The organism is Pelagibacterium lentulum (assembly GCF_003992625.1).
In the GTDB taxonomy this organism is placed as follows: Bacteria; Pseudomonadota; Alphaproteobacteria; order Rhizobiales; family Devosiaceae; genus Pelagibacterium; species Pelagibacterium lentulum.
In genome coordinates this window covers 108,839-133,403 of the sequence record NZ_RZMW01000032.1, presented here as the reverse complement: position 1 = coordinate 133,403, position 24,565 = coordinate 108,839, and the positions used below count along the sequence as shown (strand labels likewise).

At 57.8% G+C, this 24,565-nt stretch carries 23 protein-coding genes and 1 riboswitch; of the genes, 11 read left to right on the top strand and 12 right to left on the bottom strand.

Translation table 11 applies throughout. From position 1 onward, the window contains the following. The first annotated feature begins 26 nt into the window (after positions 1 to 26). Together EO133_RS09380 and EO133_RS09375 are read left to right on the top strand one after the other, a co-directional pair. On the top strand, positions 27 to 671 hold the full coding sequence (locus EO133_RS09380; RefSeq protein ID WP_127072387.1) for a ribonuclease HII: 645 nt from the start codon (positions 27 to 29) through the stop codon (positions 669 to 671). A gap of 131 nt (positions 672 to 802) precedes the next feature. Beyond that, positions 803 to 1,939, top strand: coding sequence for a site-specific DNA-methyltransferase (locus tag EO133_RS09375; protein ID WP_127072386.1), 1,137 nt, complete (start codon positions 803 to 805; stop codon positions 1,937 to 1,939). Positions 1,940 to 2,029: 90 nt separating this feature from the next. Here EO133_RS09375 and EO133_RS09370 read toward each other — a convergent pair whose 3' ends face one another. Then, positions 2,030 to 3,058 (bottom strand): A/G-specific adenine glycosylase, encoded by a 1,029-nt coding sequence (locus tag EO133_RS09370; RefSeq protein ID WP_371870931.1) that lies wholly within the window; start codon positions 3,056 to 3,058, stop codon positions 2,030 to 2,032. 132 nt (positions 3,059 to 3,190) lie between these two features. Here EO133_RS09370 and EO133_RS09365 point away from each other — a divergent pair, with 132 nt between their 5' ends. The 8 genes from EO133_RS09365 (at position 3,191) to EO133_RS09330 (ending at position 10,858) form a co-directional block, all read left to right on the top strand. Next, a complete protein-coding gene (locus EO133_RS09365; protein ID WP_164734954.1) occupies positions 3,191 to 3,655 on the top strand; it encodes a DUF721 domain-containing protein in 465 nt (154 codons plus the stop codon). A gap of 102 nt (positions 3,656 to 3,757) precedes the next feature. Further along, entirely contained in the window at positions 3,758 to 4,471 is a 714-nt protein-coding gene (locus EO133_RS09360) for a DsbA family protein (protein WP_164734953.1), read from the top strand. 27 nt (positions 4,472 to 4,498) lie between these two features. Beyond that, a complete protein-coding gene (locus EO133_RS09355) occupies positions 4,499 to 7,957 on the top strand; it encodes a chromosome segregation SMC family protein (protein ID WP_127072382.1) in 3,459 nt (1,152 codons plus the stop codon). 221 nt (positions 7,958 to 8,178) lie between these two features. After that, the gene (locus tag EO133_RS09350; RefSeq protein ID WP_127072381.1) at positions 8,179 to 8,556 is read left to right on the top strand and encodes an AtpZ/AtpI family protein; all 378 of its coding nucleotides are present in this window, start codon (positions 8,179 to 8,181) and stop codon (positions 8,554 to 8,556) included. Between the two features lie 23 nt (positions 8,557 to 8,579). Continuing rightward, on the top strand, positions 8,580 to 9,353 hold the full coding sequence (locus tag EO133_RS09345) for a F0F1 ATP synthase subunit A (protein WP_127072380.1): 774 nt from the start codon (positions 8,580 to 8,582) through the stop codon (positions 9,351 to 9,353). 48 nt (positions 9,354 to 9,401) lie between these two features. Beyond that, on the top strand, positions 9,402 to 9,629 hold the full coding sequence (locus EO133_RS09340) for a F0F1 ATP synthase subunit C (protein WP_127072379.1): 228 nt from the start codon (positions 9,402 to 9,404) through the stop codon (positions 9,627 to 9,629). Positions 9,630 to 9,744: 115 nt separating this feature from the next. Further along, a complete protein-coding gene (locus tag EO133_RS09335; RefSeq protein ID WP_127072378.1) occupies positions 9,745 to 10,371 on the top strand; it encodes a F0F1 ATP synthase subunit B in 627 nt (208 codons plus the stop codon). A 4-nt stretch (positions 10,372 to 10,375) separates the two neighbouring features. After that, the gene (locus EO133_RS09330) at positions 10,376 to 10,858 is read left to right on the top strand and encodes a F0F1 ATP synthase subunit B family protein (RefSeq protein ID WP_127072377.1); all 483 of its coding nucleotides are present in this window, start codon (positions 10,376 to 10,378) and stop codon (positions 10,856 to 10,858) included. A 66-nt stretch (positions 10,859 to 10,924) separates the two neighbouring features. Here the strand turns inward: EO133_RS09330 and EO133_RS09325 are convergent, their stop codons facing one another. The 8 genes from EO133_RS09325 to EO133_RS09290 form a co-directional block, all read right to left on the bottom strand. Further along, positions 10,925 to 11,980, bottom strand: a complete 1,056-nt coding sequence (locus EO133_RS09325; RefSeq protein ID WP_244640829.1) for a DUF2332 domain-containing protein — start codon at positions 11,978 to 11,980, stop codon at positions 10,925 to 10,927. Positions 11,981 to 12,145: 165 nt separating this feature from the next. Next, positions 12,146 to 13,693, bottom strand: coding sequence for an aminomethyl-transferring glycine dehydrogenase subunit GcvPB (gene gcvPB / locus EO133_RS09320; protein WP_127072376.1), 1,548 nt, complete (start codon positions 13,691 to 13,693; stop codon positions 12,146 to 12,148). Then, positions 13,690 to 15,033 carry an aminomethyl-transferring glycine dehydrogenase subunit GcvPA gene (gcvPA, locus tag EO133_RS09315; protein ID WP_127072375.1) on the bottom strand — a complete coding sequence of 448 codons (1,344 nt, stop codon included), beginning with the start codon at positions 15,031 to 15,033 and terminating at the stop codon, positions 13,690 to 13,692. The genes gcvPB and gcvPA overlap by 4 nt, the downstream gene beginning before the upstream one ends. A gap of 17 nt (positions 15,034 to 15,050) precedes the next feature. Beyond that, entirely contained in the window at positions 15,051 to 15,416 is a 366-nt protein-coding gene (gene gcvH / locus EO133_RS09310; RefSeq protein WP_127072374.1) for a glycine cleavage system protein GcvH, read from the bottom strand. A 20-nt stretch (positions 15,417 to 15,436) separates the two neighbouring features. Next, positions 15,437 to 16,582, bottom strand: coding sequence for a glycine cleavage system aminomethyltransferase GcvT (gene gcvT / locus EO133_RS09305; protein WP_127072373.1), 1,146 nt, complete (start codon positions 16,580 to 16,582; stop codon positions 15,437 to 15,439). 172 nt (positions 16,583 to 16,754) lie between these two features. After that, positions 16,755 to 16,848: riboswitch (glycine riboswitch) on the bottom strand. Between the two features lie 66 nt (positions 16,849 to 16,914). Further along, on the bottom strand, positions 16,915 to 17,475 hold the full coding sequence (locus EO133_RS09300) for a hypothetical protein (RefSeq protein ID WP_127072372.1): 561 nt from the start codon (positions 17,473 to 17,475) through the stop codon (positions 16,915 to 16,917). Between the two features lie 7 nt (positions 17,476 to 17,482). Then, the gene (locus tag EO133_RS09295; protein WP_127072371.1) at positions 17,483 to 17,995 is read right to left on the bottom strand and encodes a peroxiredoxin; all 513 of its coding nucleotides are present in this window, start codon (positions 17,993 to 17,995) and stop codon (positions 17,483 to 17,485) included. 164 nt (positions 17,996 to 18,159) lie between these two features. Continuing rightward, positions 18,160 to 18,960 carry a protein-disulfide reductase DsbD domain-containing protein gene (locus EO133_RS09290; RefSeq protein ID WP_127072370.1) on the bottom strand — a complete coding sequence of 267 codons (801 nt, stop codon included), beginning with the start codon at positions 18,958 to 18,960 and terminating at the stop codon, positions 18,160 to 18,162. A 148-nt stretch (positions 18,961 to 19,108) separates the two neighbouring features. Between EO133_RS09290 and EO133_RS09285 the strand changes: the two genes are divergently transcribed. After that, positions 19,109 to 19,699, top strand: a complete 591-nt coding sequence (locus EO133_RS09285; protein WP_127072369.1) for a YqgE/AlgH family protein — start codon at positions 19,109 to 19,111, stop codon at positions 19,697 to 19,699. Positions 19,700 to 19,720: 21 nt separating this feature from the next. Here the strand turns inward: EO133_RS09285 and EO133_RS09280 are convergent, their stop codons facing one another. The 3 genes from EO133_RS09280 to EO133_RS09270 all read right to left on the bottom strand — a co-directional run bounded on the left by EO133_RS09280 (position 19,721) and on the right by EO133_RS09270 (position 24,562). Continuing rightward, the gene (locus EO133_RS09280) at positions 19,721 to 22,615 is read right to left on the bottom strand and encodes an EAL domain-containing protein (protein ID WP_127072368.1); all 2,895 of its coding nucleotides are present in this window, start codon (positions 22,613 to 22,615) and stop codon (positions 19,721 to 19,723) included. Between the two features lie 75 nt (positions 22,616 to 22,690). Next, positions 22,691 to 23,287 (bottom strand): GNAT family N-acetyltransferase, encoded by a 597-nt coding sequence (locus tag EO133_RS09275; RefSeq protein WP_127072367.1) that lies wholly within the window; start codon positions 23,285 to 23,287, stop codon positions 22,691 to 22,693. A gap of 15 nt (positions 23,288 to 23,302) precedes the next feature. Then, positions 23,303 to 24,562 (bottom strand): M16 family metallopeptidase, encoded by a 1,260-nt coding sequence (locus EO133_RS09270; RefSeq protein ID WP_127072366.1) that lies wholly within the window; start codon positions 24,560 to 24,562, stop codon positions 23,303 to 23,305. Positions 24,563 to 24,565 lie beyond the last annotated feature (3 nt).

The window sequence follows — 24,565 nt, the reverse complement described above, 5'->3', positions numbered from 1 at the left end:
CCGCGAAAATCGGCACCTTGGCAATCATGGCCCGCCCCGATTCGGAAATGACAATTGCAACGCCCTTGCCTGACCTTGCGCTGGAAGCCGCGGCGCAGGAATGCGGTCATGTAAGAGTGGCAGGTGTGGATGAAGCAGGGCGCGGACCATTGGCGGGGGCTGTTGTCGCTGCTGCCGTTGTTCTCGATCCAGCAAACATTCCAGCGGGCCTCAATGATTCAAAAAAGCTGACCGAAGCGCGGCGCGAGGTGATCTTTCTCGAGATCATGGAAAAGGCGCAGGTCGGTTTTTGCGCGGCGCCTGTATCGGTGATCGATAATCTCAATATTCGCGGAGCAACGCTCTGGGCGATGACGCAGGCCGTTGCCGCCCTGCCCTTTTCTCCCGATCTGGCGTTGATCGATGGCCGCGATGTTCCGCCCGGCCTGCCTTGCAAAGGTGAAGCGGTTATTGGCGGCGATGCACGGTCCCTTTCGATTGCCGCTGCGTCAATTGTTGCCAAGGTCATGCGAGACAGGATGTGCGGGGTAATCCACCAGAGCTTTCCGCAATATGGCTTTGCCAAGCACAAAGGTTACGGGACAGCCTTTCATCTCGAAGCGCTCAACGCGCATGGCCCGAGCGAATTGCATCGAACCAGCTTTGCTCCGGTGCGCGCCGCAATGCGGTAACGTTTTTCCTTCCTTGACGGAAGCGCCAGTTGCGATTTTGCCGACAACACTTTGTTAACCCTAAGTTTTAGGCTGCACTTAACCCTAACGGGCTATCAATAGCTCATTAGTTTTGCGTTAGGGTTAGTAAGATGTTGCGTACCGGCACGGCGGCGCGAAAGCGCGGTCCGGAGGCTTTCGATAGCCACCTTCCTCTTGATACCATTCTGGTTGGCGATTGCATTGAGCACATGAACCGCCTGCCCGAAGCATCGGTCGATCTGATCTTTGCCGATCCCCCCTACAACCTGCAACTGGAAGAGGGGCTGACCCGACCGGACCAATCGCGCGTCGATGCGGTTGACGACGATTGGGACAAGTTCGACAGCTTCGCCCATTATGACGAATTCACCAAGGCGTGGATGAGCGCCGCGCGGCGTATCCTCAAGCCCGATGGCGCAATCTGGGTCATCGGATCGTATCACAATATTTTCCGTGTAGGCGCGACCCTGCAGGATCTGGGTTTCTGGATGCTCAACGATGTGGTCTGGCGGAAATCGAACCCCATGCCCAATTTCCGGGGCACCCGTTTCACCAATGCGCATGAAACGCTGATCTGGGCGTCGCGCAGTCAGAAAAGCCGTCCGACCTTCAATTATGAAGCGCTAAAGCTATCCAATGACGACACCCAGATGCGCTCAGATTGGCTGTTTCCGATCTGCACGGGCGGAGAACGGCTCAAAGACGCCAATGACGACAAGGTACATCCGACTCAAAAACCCGAGGCCCTGCTCTACCGGGTGATCATGGCGACGAGCAAGCCGGGCGATGTGGTGCTAGACCCATTCTTTGGGACCGGGACAACGGGTGCAGTCGCCAAAAAACTTGGCCGTCATTTTATTGGAATTGAACGCGAAAACACCTACATTAATGCAGCTTTGAAGCGCATTGCGGCCATAAAACCGCACGATTTGACTGCCATTGCTACAATGAAGCCAAAGCGAGCTGAACCACGCGTGCCATTTGGCTCATTGATCGAGCAGGGCTTAATCGCTCCGGGCGCGCAACTTTTCGACGCCCAGAGGCGTTATTGTTCTATCGTGCGCGCCGATGGATCGCTGGTTTGCGGCAGCCACGCCGGTTCAATCCATAAGGTCGGCGCGCTCGTACAAGGTTTCGATGCCTGCAATGGTTGGACATTCTGGCATTATGAGCACAAGGGGCAATTGTACCCGATCGACGATTTGCGCGCTCATATCCGCGCTGCTCTCGAAAAGCTTTCTGCCTGATTTTGACCTCCAATCAGTCAGGCATTCCTGCCCCCGGTTATCGAGCCGGGGGCTTTTTTTGTCTCACGCGTAATGGCGCGCAAGCGCGCCCTATTGCAATCCCGCTGCCTTGAGCACCTTGCGGAAAACGCTTGGGAGGGCTTCGTTGTCGAGCGCATCAATGCATGCCCACCAGCCCTCATCGAGCGCCTGATCGGATTGGATGCTCCAGACAGAAAGCGAGAGATGGAAATGCGTGAAGGTGTGGGTGACCAGACCAGCTTCTTTCCATTGACCTTTCAGGGGGAAATTTGCGTCCTTTTCCTCTCCGACCCATTCGGTGCCGGGCACTTCGGTCATTTTCGCCAAAAGCCCTTTTGGGCCGCGCTGGCGCAGGAACACCGACCCGTCGGGATGGCGGATAACAAAGGCGTGGCCGAACCGGTGCGGCTTTTCGGCCTTGGGCGCTGGCACGGGAAAGGTGAGCGGATTGCCGGTTCTGGTGCCCTGACAGTCACGCTCAAGCGGGCACACCAGGCAATTGGCGCGGCGCGGGGCACAGATGGTGGCGCCCAGATCCATCATCGCCTGAGCGAAATCGCCAGCGCGTTCGGGCACGGCCTCCTGTACGCGGGCCCGGATGAGCGCTTTTTCCTCCCGCACCGGGACGGGCAACGCAAGAAAACGCGCCATGACACGATCGACATTGCCGTCGAGCACGGCAACCTGTTCGTCATGGCAGATAGCAGCGATAGCAGCGCTGGTGTAGTCGCCGATGCCCGGCAAATCGCGCAATCGGGCGGCGGTTTGCGGAAAGTTTCCGCCATGATTTTCCATGACCGCGTTGGCACAGGCATGCAGATTGCGCGCACGGGCGTAATAACCAAGCCCGGCCCATTGAACCAGAACGTCGTCAAGCGGCGCAGCAGCCAAATCGGCAACGGTCGGCCAGAGCCGTGTGAAAGCGGCGAAGTACTTTCCCACCGCCGCAATCGTTGTCTGTTGCAGCATGATTTCGCTCAGCCATACATGATAGGGGTTCGGCTTTATGCCGCGCGCGCGGTCTTGCGGCGGCACACGCCAAGGCAAAATGCGAGCGTGCCGATCATACCAGTCAAGGACAGCGCCTGAATCGGGAATAGGGCTTGCAGGCAGATCAAAGGATGCGGATTGAACCATAATGGTGCTATATACGCCGGGAGCGACAAGACAAGATACAACGCATCGCGCATGGCAAAACAACCGACAGTTCCGAAACGAAAAAACCGAGCGGTGCAACTTGGCGACATGATCGGCAATGCGCTCGATCCGGCGTTGAGAAAACGCGGATTTGCCTCGCGCGATCTGGTCGCCAATTGGACCGCAATTGCGCCCGATCCCTATAACCGGGTTTCCATGCCCGACAGGCTGGTCTGGCCGCGCAACAATAAACCCGATGCCGATGGTGCTATTCTTTATCTGCGGTGCCAGGCAGGTCAGGCGCTTGCGGTCAGCTACGATGGACCGATGATCGCGCAGGCAATAAACCGCTATTTTGGCTATTTCCTCGTCTCATCGGTCAAATTGTCCGCATCGCCGATGGACAATCCACAGCCAGAAGCGCAAAGAGGCCCCGCCCCCCTGGCACCGGAAAAATCCGAATTGCTGGCGAAATCGATTGAAAATATCGAGGATGCCGGGCTCAGGGCCGCGCTGGAACGGCTTGGACAGGGCGTATTGGCCAATAAACGCAAATAGCGTGTTCACCGTGAGTTGACCGATCTGCCCCCTTGCTGCCGTGTTCGCGCTGTGTAGTGTGCGCACATTCAAAATGAAATGATTTCAGGAGTACGTGTTTTGTTGCTTGACCGCAGAAAATTGTTGGTTGCCGGTTCGGGTGCGGGAATTGCCACCCTGCTTTACGGATGCGGGTCCAGCTCGGACGCCCAGGAGCAGACCCCGGCTGCCAGCGGCGCCGACACCAGCGAAACAACCGGTGAGGTCGCGCTTTACGACGGGTCGCCAATCGAGCCGATTGACGGTCAGGCAATCAACAATCCTGACGGATTGCAGGACCGGCCATTGGGCGGGGTCAATGCCAATGTCACGGTGATCGAATATGTATCGCCGACCTGCCCGCACTGCGCCAACTTCCACGTAACGGTCTATCCCCGCCTTAAGGAAGAATATGTCGACACCGGCAATGTACGCTGGATCGTGCGCCCCTTCCGCCGCAACGTGCTCGATCTTGCCGTCTTCATGGTCGCGGAAGCTGCGGGCAGTGCATACCATGATGTGCTGTCAGCCTATATGGCTTCGCAGAATCAATGGATGACTGCGGACAATCCGCGACAGGCAATCTTTGAAATCGCGCAGCAGTTCGGCTTTACACAGGAAAGGTTCGAGGAAGTCTTGACCGACGAGGAAATGTTCGCTGCATTGGAATCCATGCGCGAACAGGCCCTGAACCAGTTTGGCCTGTTGGGCACGCCCACATTCTATATCAATGGCCAGCGGCTGGAGTCGAATGCCACTTTCGAAGCCCTTTCGTCGGAAATCGAAGCGCGCCTCTAGCTGGTTTGTGCCTTGCCGGGGCGCGGAATGAAGTTTTCGCGCCTCAAGCTTTTAGGCTTCAAATCTTTTACCGACCCCGTTGAACTTGTCATGGAGCCCGGCCTGACTGGTATCGTCGGGCCCAACGGGTGCGGGAAATCCAATCTCGTTGAGGCCCTGCGCTGGGTGATGGGCGAAAGCTCATATAAGGCCATGCGCGCCTCGGGTATGGATGATGTCATTTTTTCCGGTTCGGGAAACCGGCCCGCGCGCAACAGCGCCGAAGTGACCGTGGTGCTCGACAACACCGATCGTACAGCCCCTCAGCAGTTCAACACCGCCGATACCCTGGAAATCAGCCGTAGAATCGAGCGCGAACAAGGCTCGGTCTATAAGCTGAACGGTCGCGACGTGCGGGCGCGCGATGTCCAACTTCTGTTCGCCGATGCTTCGACCGGCGCCCACTCCCCTGCTCTTGTGCGACAAGGCCAGATCGGGGAACTGATCGCGGCAAAACCGACCCAGCGCCGCGCGCTTTTAGAAGAGGCCGCGGGGATTTCGGGCCTGTACTCGCGGCGCCATGAAGCGGAATTGCGGCTGAAAGGCGCAGAACAGAACCTCGAGCGCGTCGATGACATTATCGCGCAGGTGGAACTGCAACTCGACACACTCAAGCGGCAAGCCCGCCAGGCAACGCGCTATCGGGCATTGTCGGGCGATATAAGGCGGGCGGAAGCCACGCTCTACCACATCCGCTGGGTCAATGCCCGTTACGCGGAAAAGGAAACCGAAGCCCAGCAGGGACGCCTGATCTCCCAGCTTGCCGATGCCTCCCATCTCGAGCATGAGGCGAAAAAGCATCTCGCGCAGACCGATGCGACCATGCAGCCCTTGCGCGATGCTGATGCAGCCGCCGGGGCGGTATTGCAGCGGCTGACGATCTTGCGCGGACAGTTGGACGAGGAATTGCGTCGCGCCAATTCACGGCGGGCGGAACTGGAAGACCGGCTAAAGCAGATTGAAACGGACGGAGCACGTGAAAGCGCGCTGATCGAGGAAAGCCAGGGCATTATCGATGCGCTGGCCGAGGAGCGCGAGGACCTCACAGCCGCGGCCGAGACCGATAACGAAGCCAGCGAGATGGCTCGCGCACAGGCCGAAGAAGCGCGTGAGGCGCTAAGCGCTGCAGAAGACGCCGCGCGCGAGGCAAGCGATGCCGTAGCGCAAATCCGGGCTCAACGCGCGCAAGCACAGCGTCAAGTTAGCGACGCGGCGGCGCGCGTGGAGCGGCTCAAGGCACAGATTTCCGACGTTGTGCGTGACGCAGAAGCGGTCAAAGCCAGCCTTGCGGCAGATCATACGCTGGCCGAGCGTCAGCAAGTGCTCGAGGAGGTACAGGAAGCAGCAGCCGTGGCCGAAGAAGAGGCCGAAATGTCCGAAGCCGCAGCGGCAGCCGCGCAACTGGCGCTCGATAACGCGCAACCGGAGCTTACCGAAATCGAAGCGCGGCTGAACCGGCTTGAGAGCGAGGCCGAAACCCTGGCGCGCGTTCTCAATGTGGACGGCGGATCGCTCTGGCCAGCGATCGTGGACGCGCTTTCCGTGGAGCCGGGTTATGAAACCGCGCTTGGCGCAGCGCTCGGCGATGACCTCGATGCATCGTCGGATAGCGCCGCGCCGCTTTACTGGTCGCAATCGGGAGACGGCAGCAATGACGCAGCGCTGCCCGATGGTATCGAGCCGTTGTCGCGCTATGTATCGGGATCGCAGCTTTTGGTGCGGCGCCTCAATCAGATCGGACTGGTGAGCGCCAACGATGCCCAGCACCTTATGGCGCAATTGCAACCCGGCCAACGGCTTGTGAGCCTGGAAGGCGGGCTTTGGCGCTGGGATGGCTTTGTTGCAGCGGCCGATGCGCCGACCGCAGCCGCGCAGCGGCTTGCCCAGCGCAACCGGCTCAATGAACTGGATGCCGAAATCACGCAATTGCGGAAACAGCGCGAGACGGCCAAAATGGGGCTGGCGACCTTGCGCAGCCAGCTTGAGACTGCGCGGCAAGCTGAGATCACCCAACGCAACGGCTGGCGCGAAGCCCAGCGCGCTATTTCGGCAGCGCAGGCCGGGCTCGACGCAGCGCAGAAGAATCTCGTTGAACTGACGAGTCGCCAGAGCGCGCTTGACGATGCCCGCGCAAGGCTCGAACAGGATTTTGAGGATGCGATAGTTTCCCAAGAAGCGGCCAATGAAGCGCTGCGGGAGTTGGGCGAGGAAGGCGATGCCGTTGCCGAGGCCGAACGCCTGCAACGCGCATTGACAGGCTTGCGTGAGGCCGCACAGCAGACTCAGGTCCGTCTCGCCGGATTTGAAAGCGCGGCCCAGATGCGCAACAGCCGGTTATCCCGCATTGGGTCGGAACTCGATAGCTGGCACAAGCGCCGCGCCTCGGCACAAGCGCAAGTCGACACGCTCGCCGAACGACAGGCCGGCATCAAAGCGCAATTGGCAGAACTCAATGCGACGCCCGATGCCTTCAACCAGCGGCGTGACGATCTCGACAGCCAGATCGAAGACGCGCAAGCCGAGCGGCAAAAGACTTCCGACCGGCTTGAACAGGCGCAAACGCATTACAGGGAAGCCGATAAGGCCGCGCGGCTGGCGGCTGAAGCGCTTGCCGATACACGCGCAGAGATCGCGCGCGTGGAGGAGCGGCTCAAGGGCAATATCGTTCAGCGTCAGCAGGTCGAACGCCAGATTACGGAAATTCTGGGCATCGAAGCCACTCGCACGGCAGAAGCTGCAGGCATAAAGCCCGAGGACGCACTACCGGACGAGCAGGCGACAGAGAATCGGGTAAACCGGCTCAAGGCCGAACGCGAGCGGCTTGGCGGCGTAAACCTGATGGCCGAGCAGGAAGCTGCGGAAACGCAGGAAAAGCTCGATCAGATGGTTGCCGATCGCGAGGATCTGATTGCGGCCATTGCCAAGCTGCGCACAGGCATCTCCAACCTCAACCGCGAAGGACGTGCGCGTCTCACCGAGGCGTTCGAGCGCGTGAACGCCCATTTCCGGGAATTGTTCACCACCCTTTTCGGTGGCGGCACTGCCGAGTTGACCTTTGTGGAAAGCGATGATCCGCTCGAAGCCGGACTCGAAATCATTGCGCGCCCGCCGGGCAAAAAACCCCAGACCATGACGCTTTTGTCAGGCGGCGAGCAGGCACTGACTGCGATGAGCTTGATCTTTGCGGTATTTTTGACCAACCCCGCCCCGATCTGCGTACTCGACGAGGTGGATGCGCCGCTTGACGATGCCAATGTGGAGCGGTTCTGCAATCTGCTCGATTCCATGTGTCAGCGCACGGAAACGCGATTTGTTGTCGTCACCCATAATCCGATCACTATGGCGCGCATGGATCGGCTTTTCGGCGTCACCATGCCCGAACGCGGGGTCAGCCAGCTCGTCTCGGTCGACCTTCGGACAGCCGAAACCTTCCTTGAGGCGGTGTAGGCGATAGCCAGATTCTTCGCGGCTCGCCATGCTCTCAACACAATCGGGAATGTTGACGCAATGCCGCACCCTCCCAACAACACTGCAAGCCATTGATTTTACTTACATCTTTGCTTGCCAAGATGCCTTGACTTCACAATGGGTGGCAACTATGGTGCGCGCGACTTTGAGGGCACCCTTTGCCGGGTGTCTGGCTGGGTGGAGCGGGCAGGTTTTTCGGCGTGACCAATTCCAAAAATGACCCAGACAGACCTGTACCTCCTTCGAGTGGTAAGCCGGATACTTCCGATCTGGCCAACCGCATAAAGAAGGCACAGGATGCACGGCTTGCGGCTAATGGCGGCAACGTGGCATCGCGGCAAGGCGACATGTCGGCTTTGGCCCGCGGATTGCGGATCGGGACCGAGTTTGTCGCCGCAATCCTTGTCGGGACAGGCATTGGCTATGTCATCGATCAGGTTGCAGGAACCGGCCCCTGGGCAATGCTTATCATGTTCATGATGGGCTTTGCTGCTGGAATTTTGAACGTCATTCGTGTAGTGGCGGAATTCAATGCTCGAAATGCCGCGCCCGGCCAGGACGCGGACAAAGTGGACTAAAGGGCGAGATAGGGACCAAAACCTTGGCTGACGATCCGATTAAACAGTTTGTCATCTATGACATCTTTACCTTCGGTACCATCGGCGGCGACGGCACGCCCGAATCCGGTATTACCCTGGCGTTCACCAACTCGGCGCTGTTCATGGTGCTGACAACCGGACTTATCGCAGCATATCTGATCCTGACGACGCGCGGTCGCGGGCTTGTGCCCAACCGCTGGCAGCTTTCCTCGGAAATGCTCTATGAATTTGTTGCAAACATGGTGCGAAGTAGTGCGGGCACCGAAGGCATGAAATTCTTCCCCTTCGTGTTCTCGCTCTTTACCTTCATCTTTGTCGGCAACATGTTCGGGATGATCCCGTACTTCTTTACCTTCACCAGCCACATCATCGTGACCTTCGCCATGTCGATGATGGTCATGCTGGTGGTCGTGATCTACGGCTTTGTAAAGAACGGCCCCAAGTTCCTTAAGCTGTTCGTGCCTTCCGGCGTTCCCGGCTATATCATTCCCATCGTGACGCCGATCGAAGTCATTTCGTTTCTGTCGCGTCCGATCTCCCTTTCGGTCCGTCTTTTCGGCAACATGCTCGCCGGACATATCACACTAAAAGTGTTTACGGGCTTCGTTGTCTCCCTCGGCTCCCTCGGGTTTCTGGGGTTCTTTGGTGCCGTGCTGCCGCTCTTTATGGGCGTGGCGATCACCGCTCTCGAATTCATGGTGTCTGCGGTTCAGGCTTATGTCTTTGCCGTCCTGACCTCCATGTATCTCAATGATGCGATCCATCCGTCGCATTAGGGTCTCGTCTAAATCTAAAAAGTTTCAAGGCTTTGAAAGGATCTAAAAATGGAAGCTGAAGCCGCAAAGTTCATTGGTGCCGGTATCGCATGTTTCGGCATGGCTGGCGCTGCAATCGGCGTGAGCAACATCTTCGGGAACTTCCTTGCGGGTGCCCTGCGCAACCCGTCGGCTGCTCCCAGCCAGACTGGCAACCTGATTTTCGGCTTCGCCGTGACCGAAGCTCTGGGCATCTTCTCGTTCCTGGTTGCCCTTCTGCTCCTGTTCGCAGTCTGATTTAAGACGCGAAGCAGAGTTCAGTTTCGGCAGCCCGGGGCGATCTCAGGCTGCCGGCGCTTTATCTGGCCCGGCAAGCAAGGGCTGATATGATTGACACCGGCGAGTGACGGATATGGAACGCATCATCATCGCACAGGCGGATACGGACGAGTCCGTCGGAGAAGCGCTCGGCGACGCTATCGAATTTGAGTCGGTAGGCGAAGGCGCATTGCACGAAGGCACTGTCGTCGCCGACGATTACCAAGGCTCGGACGTATTCCCGCCATTCGATTCAACGACATTCGCGTCCCAGATCCTCTGGTTGGCCATAAGCTTTGCTGCTCTGTACTTTATCATGAGCAAGCTGGCATTGCCGCGGATCGGCGAAATTCTGGAAGTCAGGCGTGACCGGATCGAAGGTGATCTGGCGGAGGCCGACCGGCTGCGTCAGAAAACCGACGAAGCTATCGCTACCTATGAAGCTGCATTGGCCGATGCGCGCGGCAAGGCCCATACGATTGCCGAACAAACCCGTTCGGAAATCAAGGCCGACCTCGATGCCAAGCGCAACAAGGTTGAAACCGACCTTGCCAAGAAGGTAGCGGCTGCAGAAGCCCGGATTTCCGAAACCAAAACGGAAGCTCTTGGCCATGTGAGCGAAATCGCTACCGAAACGGCGCAGGCCGTGGTCGCGCAATTGCTCGGAAAGGTTCCGGTCAAGGCAGCGCGCGATGCCGTTGCCAAGGTCGTGAAGGAGTAAGCCAATGGCATTCGATTCAACCTTCTGGGCCTTTATCAGCCTGCTTATCTTCTTTGGGGTGATCATTTACTTCAAGGTGCCGGTCTTTATCGCCAAGGTCATGGACAAGCGGATTGCACAGATCGAAACCGATCTGGATGAAGCCTGTCGCCTGCGTGAGGAAGCACAGGCCCTGTTGGCCGAGTATGAGCGCAAGCGCAAGGCTGCGGAAAGCGACGCGGAAGAAATCGTGGCTGCGGCCAAGGAAGACGCCGAACGCATGACCGCAGAGGCGCAGGCTGCACTTGAGGAAATGGTTGCGCGCCGCACCAAGGCCGTGGAAGACAAGATTGCCCAGGCCGAAGCGCAAGCTCTGGCCGAAGTGCGGGCTCAATCGGCTGATGTGGCGATCGAAGCTGCACGTATCCTTCTTGCCGATCAGGCAAAGGACTCCGGTGCAGACCTTGTCGATCAATCGATCAGAGATGTGGGCGCACGGCTGAACTGAGCCTTGTGACTTAAGATTAAAAAACGGGCCTCACGGGCCCGTTTTTTTGTGCCGATAATATTGGGATCAGGCCCAATCAACCCAGCGACCGTGATAATCGGCAAGCCCGACGGTTTCCAGTTCCCCACCGGGCCAGACGCGCTGCTTGAGCACCGCACCGGCTGGATGGTCTTCAGCTTCCATATACATCCAGACTAACGGCGCCTCATTGGACGCTGCCGCACCAGCCTTTTCAAAGGCCGCAGTGATCCGTTCCTTTGTCGCCTCAGGTAGATACTGCCAGACGATCGTGTGAAAAAAAACTCTGACAATGCCAGCTTCCGGCTCCTCGGCCAGCTTTGCCTCAACCCAATCGGCGGCATCAGCCTTGTCCACGTGATATGGCAAGGATGCCGCGGCAACCGAAGCAGCGGAAATGCGGGCGATGCGCTGGTGCTGATCTGCCCAGACATAGGACAGTTGGCGTTCAACGCTTTCAGGATCATGTGGATCGAGCGGATTGCGATCACACCCGGCCCGGCTCGCAATCGTCAGTTCCACCTCAAGGTCCGGGACATGGCCTCGCCAGGCGCTCTCAATGTGAACGAGCGAATCCGCATCTCCCCATTCGCGCTCTTCACCATTGCCGAGAATATAGTGGTAACGATCGAACGCGAGGTTGAGGCCAGCGCTTGCGCCAATCTCATAGATGGCAAGCGGCATGGAAAAGCGTTTCGACAACAGCAGCGCCATACCAAGCAAAGCAGATGAGCGCGAGACTTCATTGGTTTGTGGTGGGCTATCGAGGAAGTCGTAAAGTGCGTCGTCATGCCGTTCTATGGCCTTGGCGATTGCTTCCCATAGCACATCGGGCTTGGTTTCAAGCGGTGGAAACAGGGTGGCCAATTCGCGAGCCTGACCTGAGCGCGCCAGCCAATGCAGCGCACCGGCAGCACGCAGCGCCAAAGCATCGGCCTTGGCTGTTTGCGGCCAGTTGATTATGCGCGCGCCGAAACGCGTAGAATCATCGAGATTTTGCGCAAGAAGTTCGCACAATTGTGCGGTGAAAGGAGAACCCAGACTTCGGCAGGCCTGGGCCTGAAACTCGAAAGTCTCAAGCACATGGGTACTCAAATTCGACATATATAGCCCTCCGACTTATTCGGGGGGAGTTTAGGGCGTTCTCGATTTCGATCAATGGTCTTTTCTCGACTCATTTGGCCGACATGAAGAATAAAAACGGCTGCCCGGACTTGCCGGGCAACCGTTGGTTTTGTTCGCTCCCTCATGATAGGAGCGGTTGCTTTGCTATTGCGCTGCTTGGCGTGCCTGGGCATCGCCTTGCCATTTGAGACGCGGTTGACGCGCCGCACGGGTTTCGTCCAGACGGCGCAGCGGCGCTCGGACCGGAGCGGCGGTAAAGCGTTCGGCGTTGCCCGCCTTGGCATCTGTCGCCAACTCGCGCATGGTCTCGATGAAGAAATCGAGCGTATGCAGCGATTCCGATTCTGTCGGCTCGATCAGCATGGCCCCGTGCACAACCAGCGGGAAATACATGGTCATGGGATGGAAGCCCTCGTCGATCATTGCCTTGGCAAAGTCGAGCGTGGAGATGCCGGTGCCCTTGAGGAAGGCATCGTCGAACAGCACTTCGTGCATAACTGGCTGACCGTTGAAGGGAGCAGTAAAGAGGTCCTGCAGCCGGGCCTTGATGTAATTGGCGTTGAGCACCGCATCACGCGCAGCCTGGGCCAGACCATCCTTGCCGTGACTGAGCATATAGGTTAGCGCCCGCACATACATGCCCATCTGCCCGTGGAAGGCTGTCAGGCGGCCAAAGCTGCCGCCTTCGACGTGCTCGATCATTTCCAGCGTTTCACCATTCCTACGCACGAACGGAACCGGCGCAAAGGGCGCCAACGCCTCGGACAGAACGACCGGCCCTGAGCCCGGCCCGCCGCCGCCATGCGGGGTGGAGAAGGTTTTGTGCAGGTTGATGTGCATCGCATCGATGCCGAGATCACCTGGACGCACGACGCCCATGATGGCGTTGAAATTGGCACCATCGCAATAGAAATAGGCGCCCGCATCGTGGACTGCTTGCGCAATCTCGATGATCTGGCTCTCGAAAAGCCCGCAGGTATTGGGGTTAGTGAGCATGATCGCCGCAACATCGTCCGAAAGTGCAGCCTTTACCGCTGCCACATCGACAGTTCCGTTTTCGTTGGCATCGATCGATTTGACCGAATAGCCGAGAAACGCGGCAGTTGCCGGGTTGGTGCCATGGGCGCTTTCGGGCACGAGAACCACTTTGCGATGCCCCTGCCCCTTAGCCTCATGGGCAGCCTTGATCGCCATCATGCCGCAGAGTTCGCCATGTGCACCAGCCTTGGGCGACATTGCAACTGCGGCAGTGTTGGTCAATTCCATCAGCCAATGACCGAGTTGCTCGATCAGGCCGAGGGCACCCTGTACGGTCGAAACAGGCTGAAGCGGATGAATGTCGGCAAAGCCGGGCAGCCGCGCCATCTTCTCATTGAGGCGCGGATTGTGCTTCATGGTGCATGATCCAAGTGGATACATGCCCGAATCGATCGAATAGTTCTGCCGTGAAAGCCGCACATAATGGCGCATGGCCTCGGGCTCGGTAAGACCGGGAAGATCGAGCGGGGTTTTGCGGCGCAGACCGGCCAGCCGATCTTCGTTGATCTCGACATCGGGCAGATCGACACCGGAATGATCGTGATCGCCGATCTCGAACAGAAGCGGCTCTGAGGGTAGAAGCGCCGAGCCGGATGCGGATACAGATCCTGTATGGGCGGGAGCGGTTGGACGCCCTTGCGTGTTCATGCTCATGCAAGTTCTCCCTTGATGGCGGATGTCAGCGCTTCGATGTGCGCGTCGGTCATCAGTTCGGTGGCGGCGAGAACCAACAGGTTCTCCACTTCATCTTTGCCCGGCTCAAGGCGCGAGACCGGCAGGCCTGCAAGGATGCCCTTGGCAGCGAGCTTTTCGACCAATGGCGCAGCGGCAACCGGAAGACGCACTGTCATCTCGTTGAAAAAGCTCTTGTTGAGCAGTTGAACGCCAGGAACCGCTGCAAGCGCATCTGCCAACTTGCACGCCTGCGCATGATTGATCTTGGCAAGGCGTGTCAGCCCCTGCTCGCCCAAAAGCGAGAGGTGGATGGAAAATGCCAAGGCGCAAAGCCCTGAATTGGTGCAGATGTTGGAGGTGGCCTTTTCGCGACGAATATGCTGCTCACGCGTGGAAAGGGTGAGGACAAAGCCGCGCTTGCCTTCCGCGTCAACGGTTTCACCGCAGAGGCGGCCCGGCATCTGACGGACGAATTTTTCGCGGCAGGCAAGCAGACCGACATAAGGACCGCCATAGGTCAAAGGATTGCCTATGGACTGGCCCTCAGCCACAACGATATCGGCGCCCATTGCGCCGGGCGCTTCAATGAGCCCAAGTGAGACGATTTCGGTTACGACGATTATGAGCAGTGCGCCCTTTTCGTGGGCAGCGTCCGCCAGCTTGGAGACATCGCGCAGGTGCCCATAAAAGTCCGGTGTCTGGATGACAATAGCGGCGGTGTTGTCGTCGAGATGATCGAGAATGTCGCCCTGCCCTTCCGGCGATGGTGAAAGGCATTCCAGCCCTTCTTCACCCGAAAGATAGGTTATCACCGTGTCGCGATACTGCGGGTGCAGACCACCTGAAAGGATTACCTTGTCCTTTTTGGTGATACGGCGCGCCATGAGAACGGCTTCGGCGGTCGCCGTCGAGCCGTCATACATGGAGGCATTGGCGACATCCATGCCCAAAAGATTGGCCACCTGGGTCTGAAATTCAAAGAGCATCTGAAGCGTGCCCTGAGAGATTTCCGGCTGATAAGGCGTATAGGCGGTGAGCCACTCGGACCGCTGGATCAGATGATCGACGCTGGCAGGGACATGGTGACGATAGGCACCTGCGCCAATAAAGAACGGCCCATCCCCGGCCGCGTGATTCTTGCTCGCGAGCGCGCGCATATGCGCCTCGACTGCAAATTCTGGCTGATGATCGGGAAGATCAGGCGAAAAGGTGCCGAGCACTGAAGCGGGCACCGCCGAGAAAAGCGTATCGACCGACGGGGCGCCGATAGCGGCGAGCATGGTGGCCCTGTCGGCCGGGGAATGGGGCAAATAGCGCATCGCGAGGGGCTCTTTGGTTAGGCTGTGTGATCGGCGTAAGCGGCTTCATCCATCAGGCTATCGAGTTCGCCGCTGTCGGAAACCTCGATCTTGAAGATCCAACCGCCATTGGCGGGGTCCGAATTGATGAGACCGGGTTCATCGGACAGGGCGTCATTGATTTCCACGACCTTTCCCGAAGCCGGGGCGTAGATTTCCGAAGCGGCCTTGACCGATTCAACAACTGCGGCTTCATCGCCCTTCTTGAAGGTGGCGCCAATCGCCGGCAGCTCGACAAAAACGATGTCGCCGAGCTGTTCCTGCGCATAATTGGAGATGCCGACGATACCGATATTGCCTTCGAGACGGATATATTCGTGATCTTGGGTATAGCGCGTGGTCATGATGAGGTTCCCCTTGAGTGTCAGTTGGTTTTGCGCACGTAGCGCTGTGGTACGAATGGCGTCTTTGCAATGGTGCCTGCAATGGCCTTGCCGCGGACCATTGCAACGACCGGCTGCCCCGGTGTTGCAAGTTCGGCAGGAACATAACCCATGGCAATTGAAGCCTGAGCGGTCGGCGCGAAGGTGCCCGACGTTACCGTGCCGAGCGATTTCCCCTCGGCATCGACTAGCTCGGCGCCTTCACGGACAGGCTGTCGCCCTTCGAACTGGATGCCGACGCGCTTTTTGGCCGGACCATCGGCGATTACCGCCAGAACCTTGTCAGCGCCGGTAAAGCCCCCCTCGGTGCGACGGCGCTTGCCGATGGCAAAAAGCAAGCTCGCCGACACCGGATCGATGGTGTCGTCCATATCGTGACCATAAAGGCAAAGCCCTGCTTCAAGGCGCAGGCTGTCGCGGGCTCCAAGTCCGGCAGGCTCGACCAGAGGATCGGCAACAAGAAGATCGAAAACGGCCTCCGCGTCGCCGTTGGCGATGGAGATTTCAAACCCGTCCTCACCGGTATAACCAGAACGGGAAATGTTTGCCTTTATGCCGCCGATTTCGGTTGGACCGGCCTGCATGAAGCCCAGTTGCTCGGCCAATGCGGTGTGTTTTGCCAGCACCTCAACTGCTCGAGGGCCCTGTAAGGCAATCAGCGAAAGATCGGCGCGCAACTCGAACCGAACGACGCCCTCGAGCGCTTCCTGCATGAAACGCAGGTCATGCGCCTTACGGGCAGCATTGACCACCATGAGCATCACACCATCTTCAGCCTGGCCTTTGGCGGGCCGCGTGATAATCAGATCATCCTCAATGCCGCCATTAGCATTGAGCAGCACGGTATAGCGCATCTCGCCGGGTGCGAGCGAAGCGAGGTCGGCAGGCGTGATCGTTTCCAATGCCTTGATGGTGGTTGCGTGATCGGGACCGGTGACAACGACCTGCCCCATATGGGAAACATCGAAGAGGCTGGCGGCTTGCCGGGTGTGATTATGTTCGGCGACGATGCCAGCATACTGGACTGGCAAGGCATAGCCGCCAAATTCCACGATGCGGCCACCTGCAGCCACATGCCGATCATAAAGAGCGGTCTTTTTAAGGTCGTTGGTTGACCCGTCGGCCATTGCGATCTCCCTGGTTCCAAAAGTGGGCAGCACCGATCCAATGCAATATCTGCATCGTGCATGGTGCCCCCTCTGTCGGTCAACCTGAGAGATTTCCCGGATCGCTTGCTTGCTCAGATCCGGCTACGCCCGTCGGTGGGAAAGCCAAAGGCTTTCCGCTTTCCAGAGTTCTAGTACAACAGCGGTCCGTTTTGCCTGAGAGTTTCCGGGGCGGTTGCTCCTTCGGCGTCCTGGCACAAGGTCAGGATCTCTCCCGCTGCCGGGAGGACCATGTGCGAGAAATCGCGCAAGGTCAATCTGCTTGCCATCACAATGGACAGCTTAGCCAATATTTAAGAGTCAAAACCGACCCAGATGGTAATCGACTCCCCTCCCACATAGGGAATGGCGATGCCTTCGAGCGTGTGAACAAATTCGTTTGCTCCCGCCTGCTGGGCTGCAACCTGAACGTCAAAGCGCTGCGAATAGACGGCTACGCCATCGCGCTCGACGGCAAAACGCAGAGGCACCGAAATATTGCTCGGGGAACCCGAAGGGCCAAGAATGACGCGACCCGCCGCGCCCATCTGAACGGTAATCTGGCCAGACGAAACCACACAATTGCGGCTGACATCATCGATCACACCCTGATAACGCAGGGCCTGCGGATCGGACGAGCGATTATTGGCAAAGACACGATAAGAGCCCGCGCCTGACCGAATGCGAATGGGAGGGCATTCTGTAGCGATGGCAGGCATGGCAGAGGCGGCAGCCTGATCGATCTGCGCCTGGCTGGCAGAAACACCTGCAAGCCTGACCTCCTGATCGCCGCCAAGAAACGACCCCATCGTGCAGCCGGACAGCGCCAGCGCAAAGGCCGATACCGCTGCCAATTTTGAAATATGTGCAATCATGGTTTCGTTACCCAATCGCTTGATGTCTTTCGGCGGACAATGCTTCCAAAATCGCGCCAGCTCCCGAGCCGCTTACTTCACCTGGAACAGTTTCCAAGTTGACCAGTGTGACAACCCCATCCTCAATGATCAAGGCCGAACGGATAAATCGGATACCCAAGCCTCCGCCGGACAGATCACGCTCCAGCCCCATTTCCCGGGCCAGTTTTGCCAGCCCGTCCGCAATAAAGTCAATCTTTCCCAGCGCGCCCGTCGCTTCGGCCCATGCCTTGACCACATGTTGATCATTGACGGTGCCACAGACAATACGATCAACGCCCGCCATGGCGAAGCGCTCGACGTTTTCAACGAAACCGGGCAGATGGTTGAGATGACATGTCGGGGTAAAAGCGCCAGGAACAGTAAAGAAAACGACAGTTCCGCTACCAAGGACATCTGCACTGGAAACATCGGAAACGCCATCTACACTAACCAGCTTGATAGGAACCGACGGCACACGCTGCCCAGGCTGAATTGTCATTTATTGTCCTTCTTGCATTTTTGCCCGTTGATTGATGATGGTTATAGCCGCAACCGACTAGCTTAACCACCCATTGACCGGACGATGATCACAAATATCGCTCATGCCCTTTGGAGCCGGGAAGTGGCAAGAAAAGGGCGGCGCTGCATGAGCCGGAATTGTGGTTAAAAATCGAGGACGCTTACAACCTCGTAGGCGCCGTTGCCGGTAAGAAATGTAAGATGCAGACGATCGCCATCGCGCGGCGCTGTCTTGCCGTTACCCAGCAGCGGAAATATCAACACCCCGTTGGTTTCATCAAGTTCCGGCGGGCCAAATAGCGCCATCGAGTTCGCAACGTGGGCAATCACGCTTCCCATGTCGTACCCGGCCGGTTCAACAGCCACCATAATCGTCCGCGCTTGGGCATCGAAAGATGCAGCACCGAAAAGGTCGTTCTGGCCGTTCCATTGGACAGGCACCAAGGCTCGCGCCTGATCGATACGCAGGCCATTGGCACGGTCGGGCTGGGCAAAATCGAGATGCTGGGTAAATTGCGCCGCGACAGGCACACAGACGTCCGAACAAATGCCCAGAACGATATCGACATCGATCAGAACCTCGTCGGCGTCGATGTCCAACTCGAGCGGCAGCACTGTATGGCCGTAATAGACGTGATCGATATAACCCTTGTCAGTTTCGCGCATCGGCATCGGCCAAGCGACCGTATGGCCGGTAAGTCCTTGAGAACGGGCAAAATCGAACTTTGCGGGGATACCTGACTCACCGGGAACACGCCAATATGTCTTGGTATCGTCGGGCATTTCGATTTCCAGGCCGATCCAAGTGGTTCCCTCAGGCGTTACACTATTGGAGGCCACAAGCCTCATCTTGACGTCGGGCGCCACGTCCTGCCACAGAGTTTGGGACGCCCAAAGCGGTGCGGGCACGCTCAATAGCAGCAGAAAGGCAATCAGGATTCTCATAGCCGAATGTCTTATCCCAGCACTCCATCACGTAAAAGCACGATGCTATCAGGGCTTCGTGAACGCGCTTTCTTTGCAGTTATGTCATTCCCACGTTAAGATAAGGTACGGGAGGCCAAGGTAAAAACCAAACGATCCGAGTAGCACGATGGCCCAGACATTGGATTCGCTGAAAGGACAATTTCTGATCGCTACGCCCGACATGACCGATGAGCGGTTTGCCGGGACGGTGATCTATCTTGTCGCCCATGGGGAAGATGGGGCAATGGGTCTGGTTGTAAACCAGCCGATGCCCGACATGCATCTTTCCGACATTCTGGATGAGATTGACATGGGAGAGAACGCGGATTCGATCCGGATTTCTCCCAATCTGCTCAAGCAGGACGTGTTGCGGGGCGGCCCGGTCGATTCAAGCAGGGGATTTGTTCTGCACACATCGGACTATTTCCGCGATGGCAATTCCTATCTTGTCGAAGACAATATCTGTCTCACGGCAACGCTTGATGTATTGCGCGCCATCGCCGACGGCAGCGGACCCGAAAAAAGCCTTCTTGCCTTGGGGTATTGTGGCTGGGGAGCCGGACAGCTTGAAAACGAACTCAAGCAGAATGGTTGGCTGACAGCGCCGCGCTCGAACGACCTGCTGTTTTCGGTGCCGATTGCCAAACGCTACGACAAAGCGCTCGCAACGCTGGGGATCAACCGGGCCAATCTGTCGCCCAGTTCAGGCAGCGCCTGACCGGCAAGCCGCTTTCTTGCCCTACTTTGCAAATTGTGCGGCGAGTCTGCGCTGCAACTCGGCACCGGTAACTGCTGCACCGAACGCGAACCCCTGCGCGTAACGGCAATTGAGTGCCTTTAGCCGTGCGATTTCATCACTGTTTTCCACTCCCTCGGCAATCAGCATTAGATCGAGTTCGCGTGCCAACAAAACCACCGAATTTATGATCGGAATCTGGGTATGGGAAATACTGCTGTCGTCGCGAAGCTGAACAAAGGCCTGGGGTAGCTTGATCGTATCGAAGGGGAAGCGGTGCAGGTAAGAGAGCGAGGAATATCCTGTGCCGAAGTCATCGAGGGCCAAGCCAAGTCCCATGGCCTTGAACGCCTGTAACATATAGACGGCGTGCTCGGGATTGCTCATCACCTGGCTTTCAGTCACCTCGAGCTTGAGATGACGCGCCGCCGCACGATACTCGCTGAGAATACCCTTGATGTCATTGACCAGCGACTCACTGGTCAGTTGACCTGCAGACATGTTGACTGAAATGAAAAACGCGTCGGGAAGCTTTAATGTGCTGGTCCATTCCTTGGTCTGGGCAGCTGCCTGCTCGAACGCAATACGGCCCAAACGCTCGATCTGCCCGGTGCGCTCGGCCAAGGGAATGAATGTGCTGGGGCTGACCTGTCCGCGCTCGGGATGTTCCCAGCGCATAAGAGCTTCGGCGCCTACAACCTGTTCGGTATTGATGTCGACAATGGGCTGAAACAGAAGCTGCAGATCGCGCTGTTCGAGCGCCTGTTCGAGATCGTCCTCAAGCGCCTGAGCATAGACCGCAATCGAGCGCGTCGCAGCGCGGAAGGCCTCAATACGATCACCGCCATGGCGCTTTGCGTAGTGCATTGCCAATTCCGCGTCGCGCAGCACGTCTTCGGCCGCGACCGGCTTGTTGTCGTAAATCGTAACGCCGATCGAAGCGGTCAGCGTGAGATCGCGATCACCGAAATTGAAGGGCGTGCGCAGAGCCTTGCGCATTTGCTCGGCAAGGTCGGCAATTTTTGAGGCCGATTGCTCGGAGATCAGGATGACGGCAAACTGATCGCCGGTCACGCGAGCCAATGTATCGAGCGGCTTAAGGAGACGCGACAGGCGCCGCGATACCGCAAGCAATACAGAGTCCGCCGCCATATGGCCGATGCGCTCGTCGATTTCGGTGAATTTGTCGATGTCGATCAGGAAGACCGCTGGCTTGGATTCATTGAATTCGCGCGCCCGCAACAATGCGCGCTCCAATCTATCGAGCAGCAATTGCCGGTTGGGCAGACCTGTCAGGCTGTCGTGGACGGCATCATGCAGCAGCCTCTCGCGTGCGGCGCGTTCATCGGTCACATCCTGCAACGTACCCACGATGCGATTGACCTGGCTATCCCCGCCAAGCACGGGTTTCACCCGCATCTTGAAGGTGCGATAAGTGCCATCAAAGCCTGCAACGCGGATGTCGGAATTGACTTTTCCGCGTTTGAGTTCAACCAGAGTATCGAGTGCTGTACGGAAGCGGTCGCGGTCTTCGGGATGCACCCGGTCGAGCCAACGCTTGATGGCACCGCGCAGCGCCCCTTTTCGTTCGCCAAGCCGTGTCGCCAATTCATCGGAAACGCTGACACGATCGCGGTCGATATTCCAGTCGAAAACGAAATCGCCGCTACCGGTAACCGCAAGGGCCCGACGCTCCACTTCCGATAGCGTGCCGATGGAAACCTGCCCATCGGCAAAGGCGTGCTGGATCGCCGTAAAGCCAAGCAGCATTACGATGAGCACGAGACCGCCTGCGACAGCCGATTGGGCGATATCATTGGAAATCTGCCCGCTCGATACCATCCAGGCATAGAACAACCACGCGAGGAAAATGACCCAGGTTGGCACCAGCAGCACGGCCCGGTCATAGCCGCGGATCGAAAGCAGGATAATGAGAAGCAGCCCCATGATGCCGATGAGTGCCAGCGCCGTCCGCGCGATGCCCGCCGCGATTTCCGGATGAATGAACGAATAGATGAGCAGAGCGACAAAAATAGCCGTCAACCCCAGCGCCAGATGGGTAAAGCGGAAATGCCATCGGTGCAGATTGAGATAGATGAAGAGAAAGCCGAACATGGTGGTTGCCAAGCCGGCTTCGGCAGCGGCACGGAAAGCCTGCATATGTGCATTGCCGACGCCCAAGAGGTTGCCGAGAATGCCAAAATCGACAAGCAAAAACGCCAGAACCGACCATGCGAGAGCGGCAGTGGCGGGGAATACTCCCCTGCCCTTGACCACGAACATAATGGTCAGAAACACTGCGGCCAGACTGGCAATCCCCAGCACCGTGCCACGGAAAAGGGTAAACGAGTTTACATAATCGCGATAGGCATCGGGCTCCCAGAGGTAAAGCTCGGGCAGGTCCTCAGAACGCAATTCTGCAATCAGGGTTACGGTTGCGCCCGGATCGATCACGACCCTAAAGACATCCGCTTCCCGGTCTGGCACGCGCTCGGGCCGCAAGCCATGGCTGGGGGTCAGCGCGTTGATCCGGGCCGAGCCAAGGTCGGGATGGAAAACGCCCGATCCGGGCAAACGATAAAAAGGTGCCACAATGAGGCGTTCGATCTGCACATCGCTCTCATTGCGCAGAGCGAAGACGGCCCAATTCGGATCTGTCTCCGGATCGAGCGCAAGCACTTCGATGCGACGAATGATGCCGTCTTCACCCGGTGCCGTGCTGATCTGCACCCTGCCATCCTGACCGTCCATAACATCGATGGCGGCCTGCAGATTAACCGCGTTGATGCCTTGGGGGATCGTAATGACTTCAAATGCGCCAGCACGCGAAATTGCTCCAGCGCTCGCCAATACGAGCAAGAAAAAAAGGAGCAAAGAACGCAAGGTCAACTGGGGCATAAATCTCGAAATTCCTGAAGTAGCGCTTTGTGGTAGCGGTCTTTGGAAGGCTTAACAACCGGTTAAGCAGGCATTTCAACCAGCAAAACCGATATAGCGCTCTGCCGTCAGCGCAAATAAGAGGTGATCGCGCCAGGCACCGTTGATTTGCAGATAGTGCTCGGCCAAACCAATTTCCTGAAATCCGTTCCTGATCAACACCCGCCGGGAGGCCAGATTGTCCGGCAGACATGCCGCCTCGATCCGATGGAGCCCCAAGGTGTCGAAAACAAAAGGCAAGATCAGGGCAACGGAGCGCGTCATGATGCCCTGCCCGGCATAATCCACACCCATCCAATAGCCGAGCGTCACGTTCTGAGCGGCGCGGCGGCGGATATTGGAAAGGGTAAGCCCGCCCATGAGCTTGGGAATGCGCGATTTATCATCAAAAATAAGGAAAGAATACTCTGCGCCATTGGCGGCATCGCGACGATTGCGGCGCACGCGGGACGCGAAAGCCTTCTGAGTCAACTCAAACTCGGACCAGCGCGGTTCATAGGGTACAAGGAAGGCACGACTCTTGCTCCGCAGGGCCTGCCATTGGGCAAAGTCAGACCGGATAGGGCATCGCACGAGCAAGCCATCACCGCGGATAACCGGTCCTGATTGCGCCAACCCGGCAAGCCTGAACATCGTCTTGGCTTACCCCTACTTTAGCCGATCAGCCAAGACATCATAATGCGGCATTCCCTTGACCGGCCCGATTGAGGCAAGTGCAGGCTTGGCGCCTCCGAATATCTCGCCGGCAACGAAACGCACGCGATCGGCATCGATCCGATTGATTCGATCGACCGTTTCCTGCAGCGGAATGGGACGTCCCCAGAGTATCTGCTGGCGGGCCAGCTGACCGGCACGCGAGGATGGACTTTCGAGCGACATCAGCAGACCGGCGCGAATCTGGGCGCGTACACGGCTTACTTCGTCGTTTGAAATGTCCAATGTGGCCTTTTGCAACTCTTCAAGGATGACCGGCATAAGCTCTGCTACATCATTTTCGCCAGTCGCTGCGGCAACTCCGAAAACGCCACTATCGGCGAAAGCCCAGTGAAACGCGTAAATCGAATAGCAAAGGCCACGCAACTCGCGCACTTCCTGGAACAAGCGCGAACTCATGCCGCCGCCAAGAATCGAGGAGAGGATCTGCGCCGCATAAAAGCCATCGGAATTATAGGCGCGCCCCTCGAGACCGAACACGATATGGGCCTGCTCATGCTCGGAGGGTTGCCGTAGTTCGCCGCCCAGATATTTCGCGCTGTCCGGCGCGGGCGCTCCGGTGGTTTTGAGTGCATGGAACCGGTCGTTGACCATATCGACCAACTGGTCATGGTTCACGTTACCCGCTGCCGAAATGACCATATGATCGCCGACATACTGGCTATCCATATAGCTGCGGATTGCGTGGCGATCGAGACTACGCACCGAGTCTTCGGTGCCCAGAATGGTGCGGCCAATCGCTTGATCGGGAAAAGCCGCTGCCTGAAACAGATCGAAGACATGATCGTCGGGATTGTCGTGCGAAGCGCCGATTTCCTGAACAATCACGTTCTGCTCGCGGGCCAGTTCTCGTTCCTCAAATACGGAATTTTGCAGAATATCGGCCAGGATGTCCGCAGCCATAGGCACGTCATTCTTGAGCACACGGGCGAAATATCCGGTATGTTCGATCGAAGTCGCGGCGTTGATATCGCCCCCCACAGACTCGACTTCTTCGGCAATGGCGCGAGCGGTGCGCGTTTTCGTGCCCTTGAAAGCCATGTGTTCGAGAAGATGAGAAACGCCGTGCTGTTCGAGCCTCTCGCTGCGCGAGCCCGACTTGACCCAAACGCCCAGGGCAGCACTTTCCAGATGCGGCATTGCATCGGTAATGATGGTCATGCCGTTATCGAGGGTCGTGGTGCGTACGGTCAAATC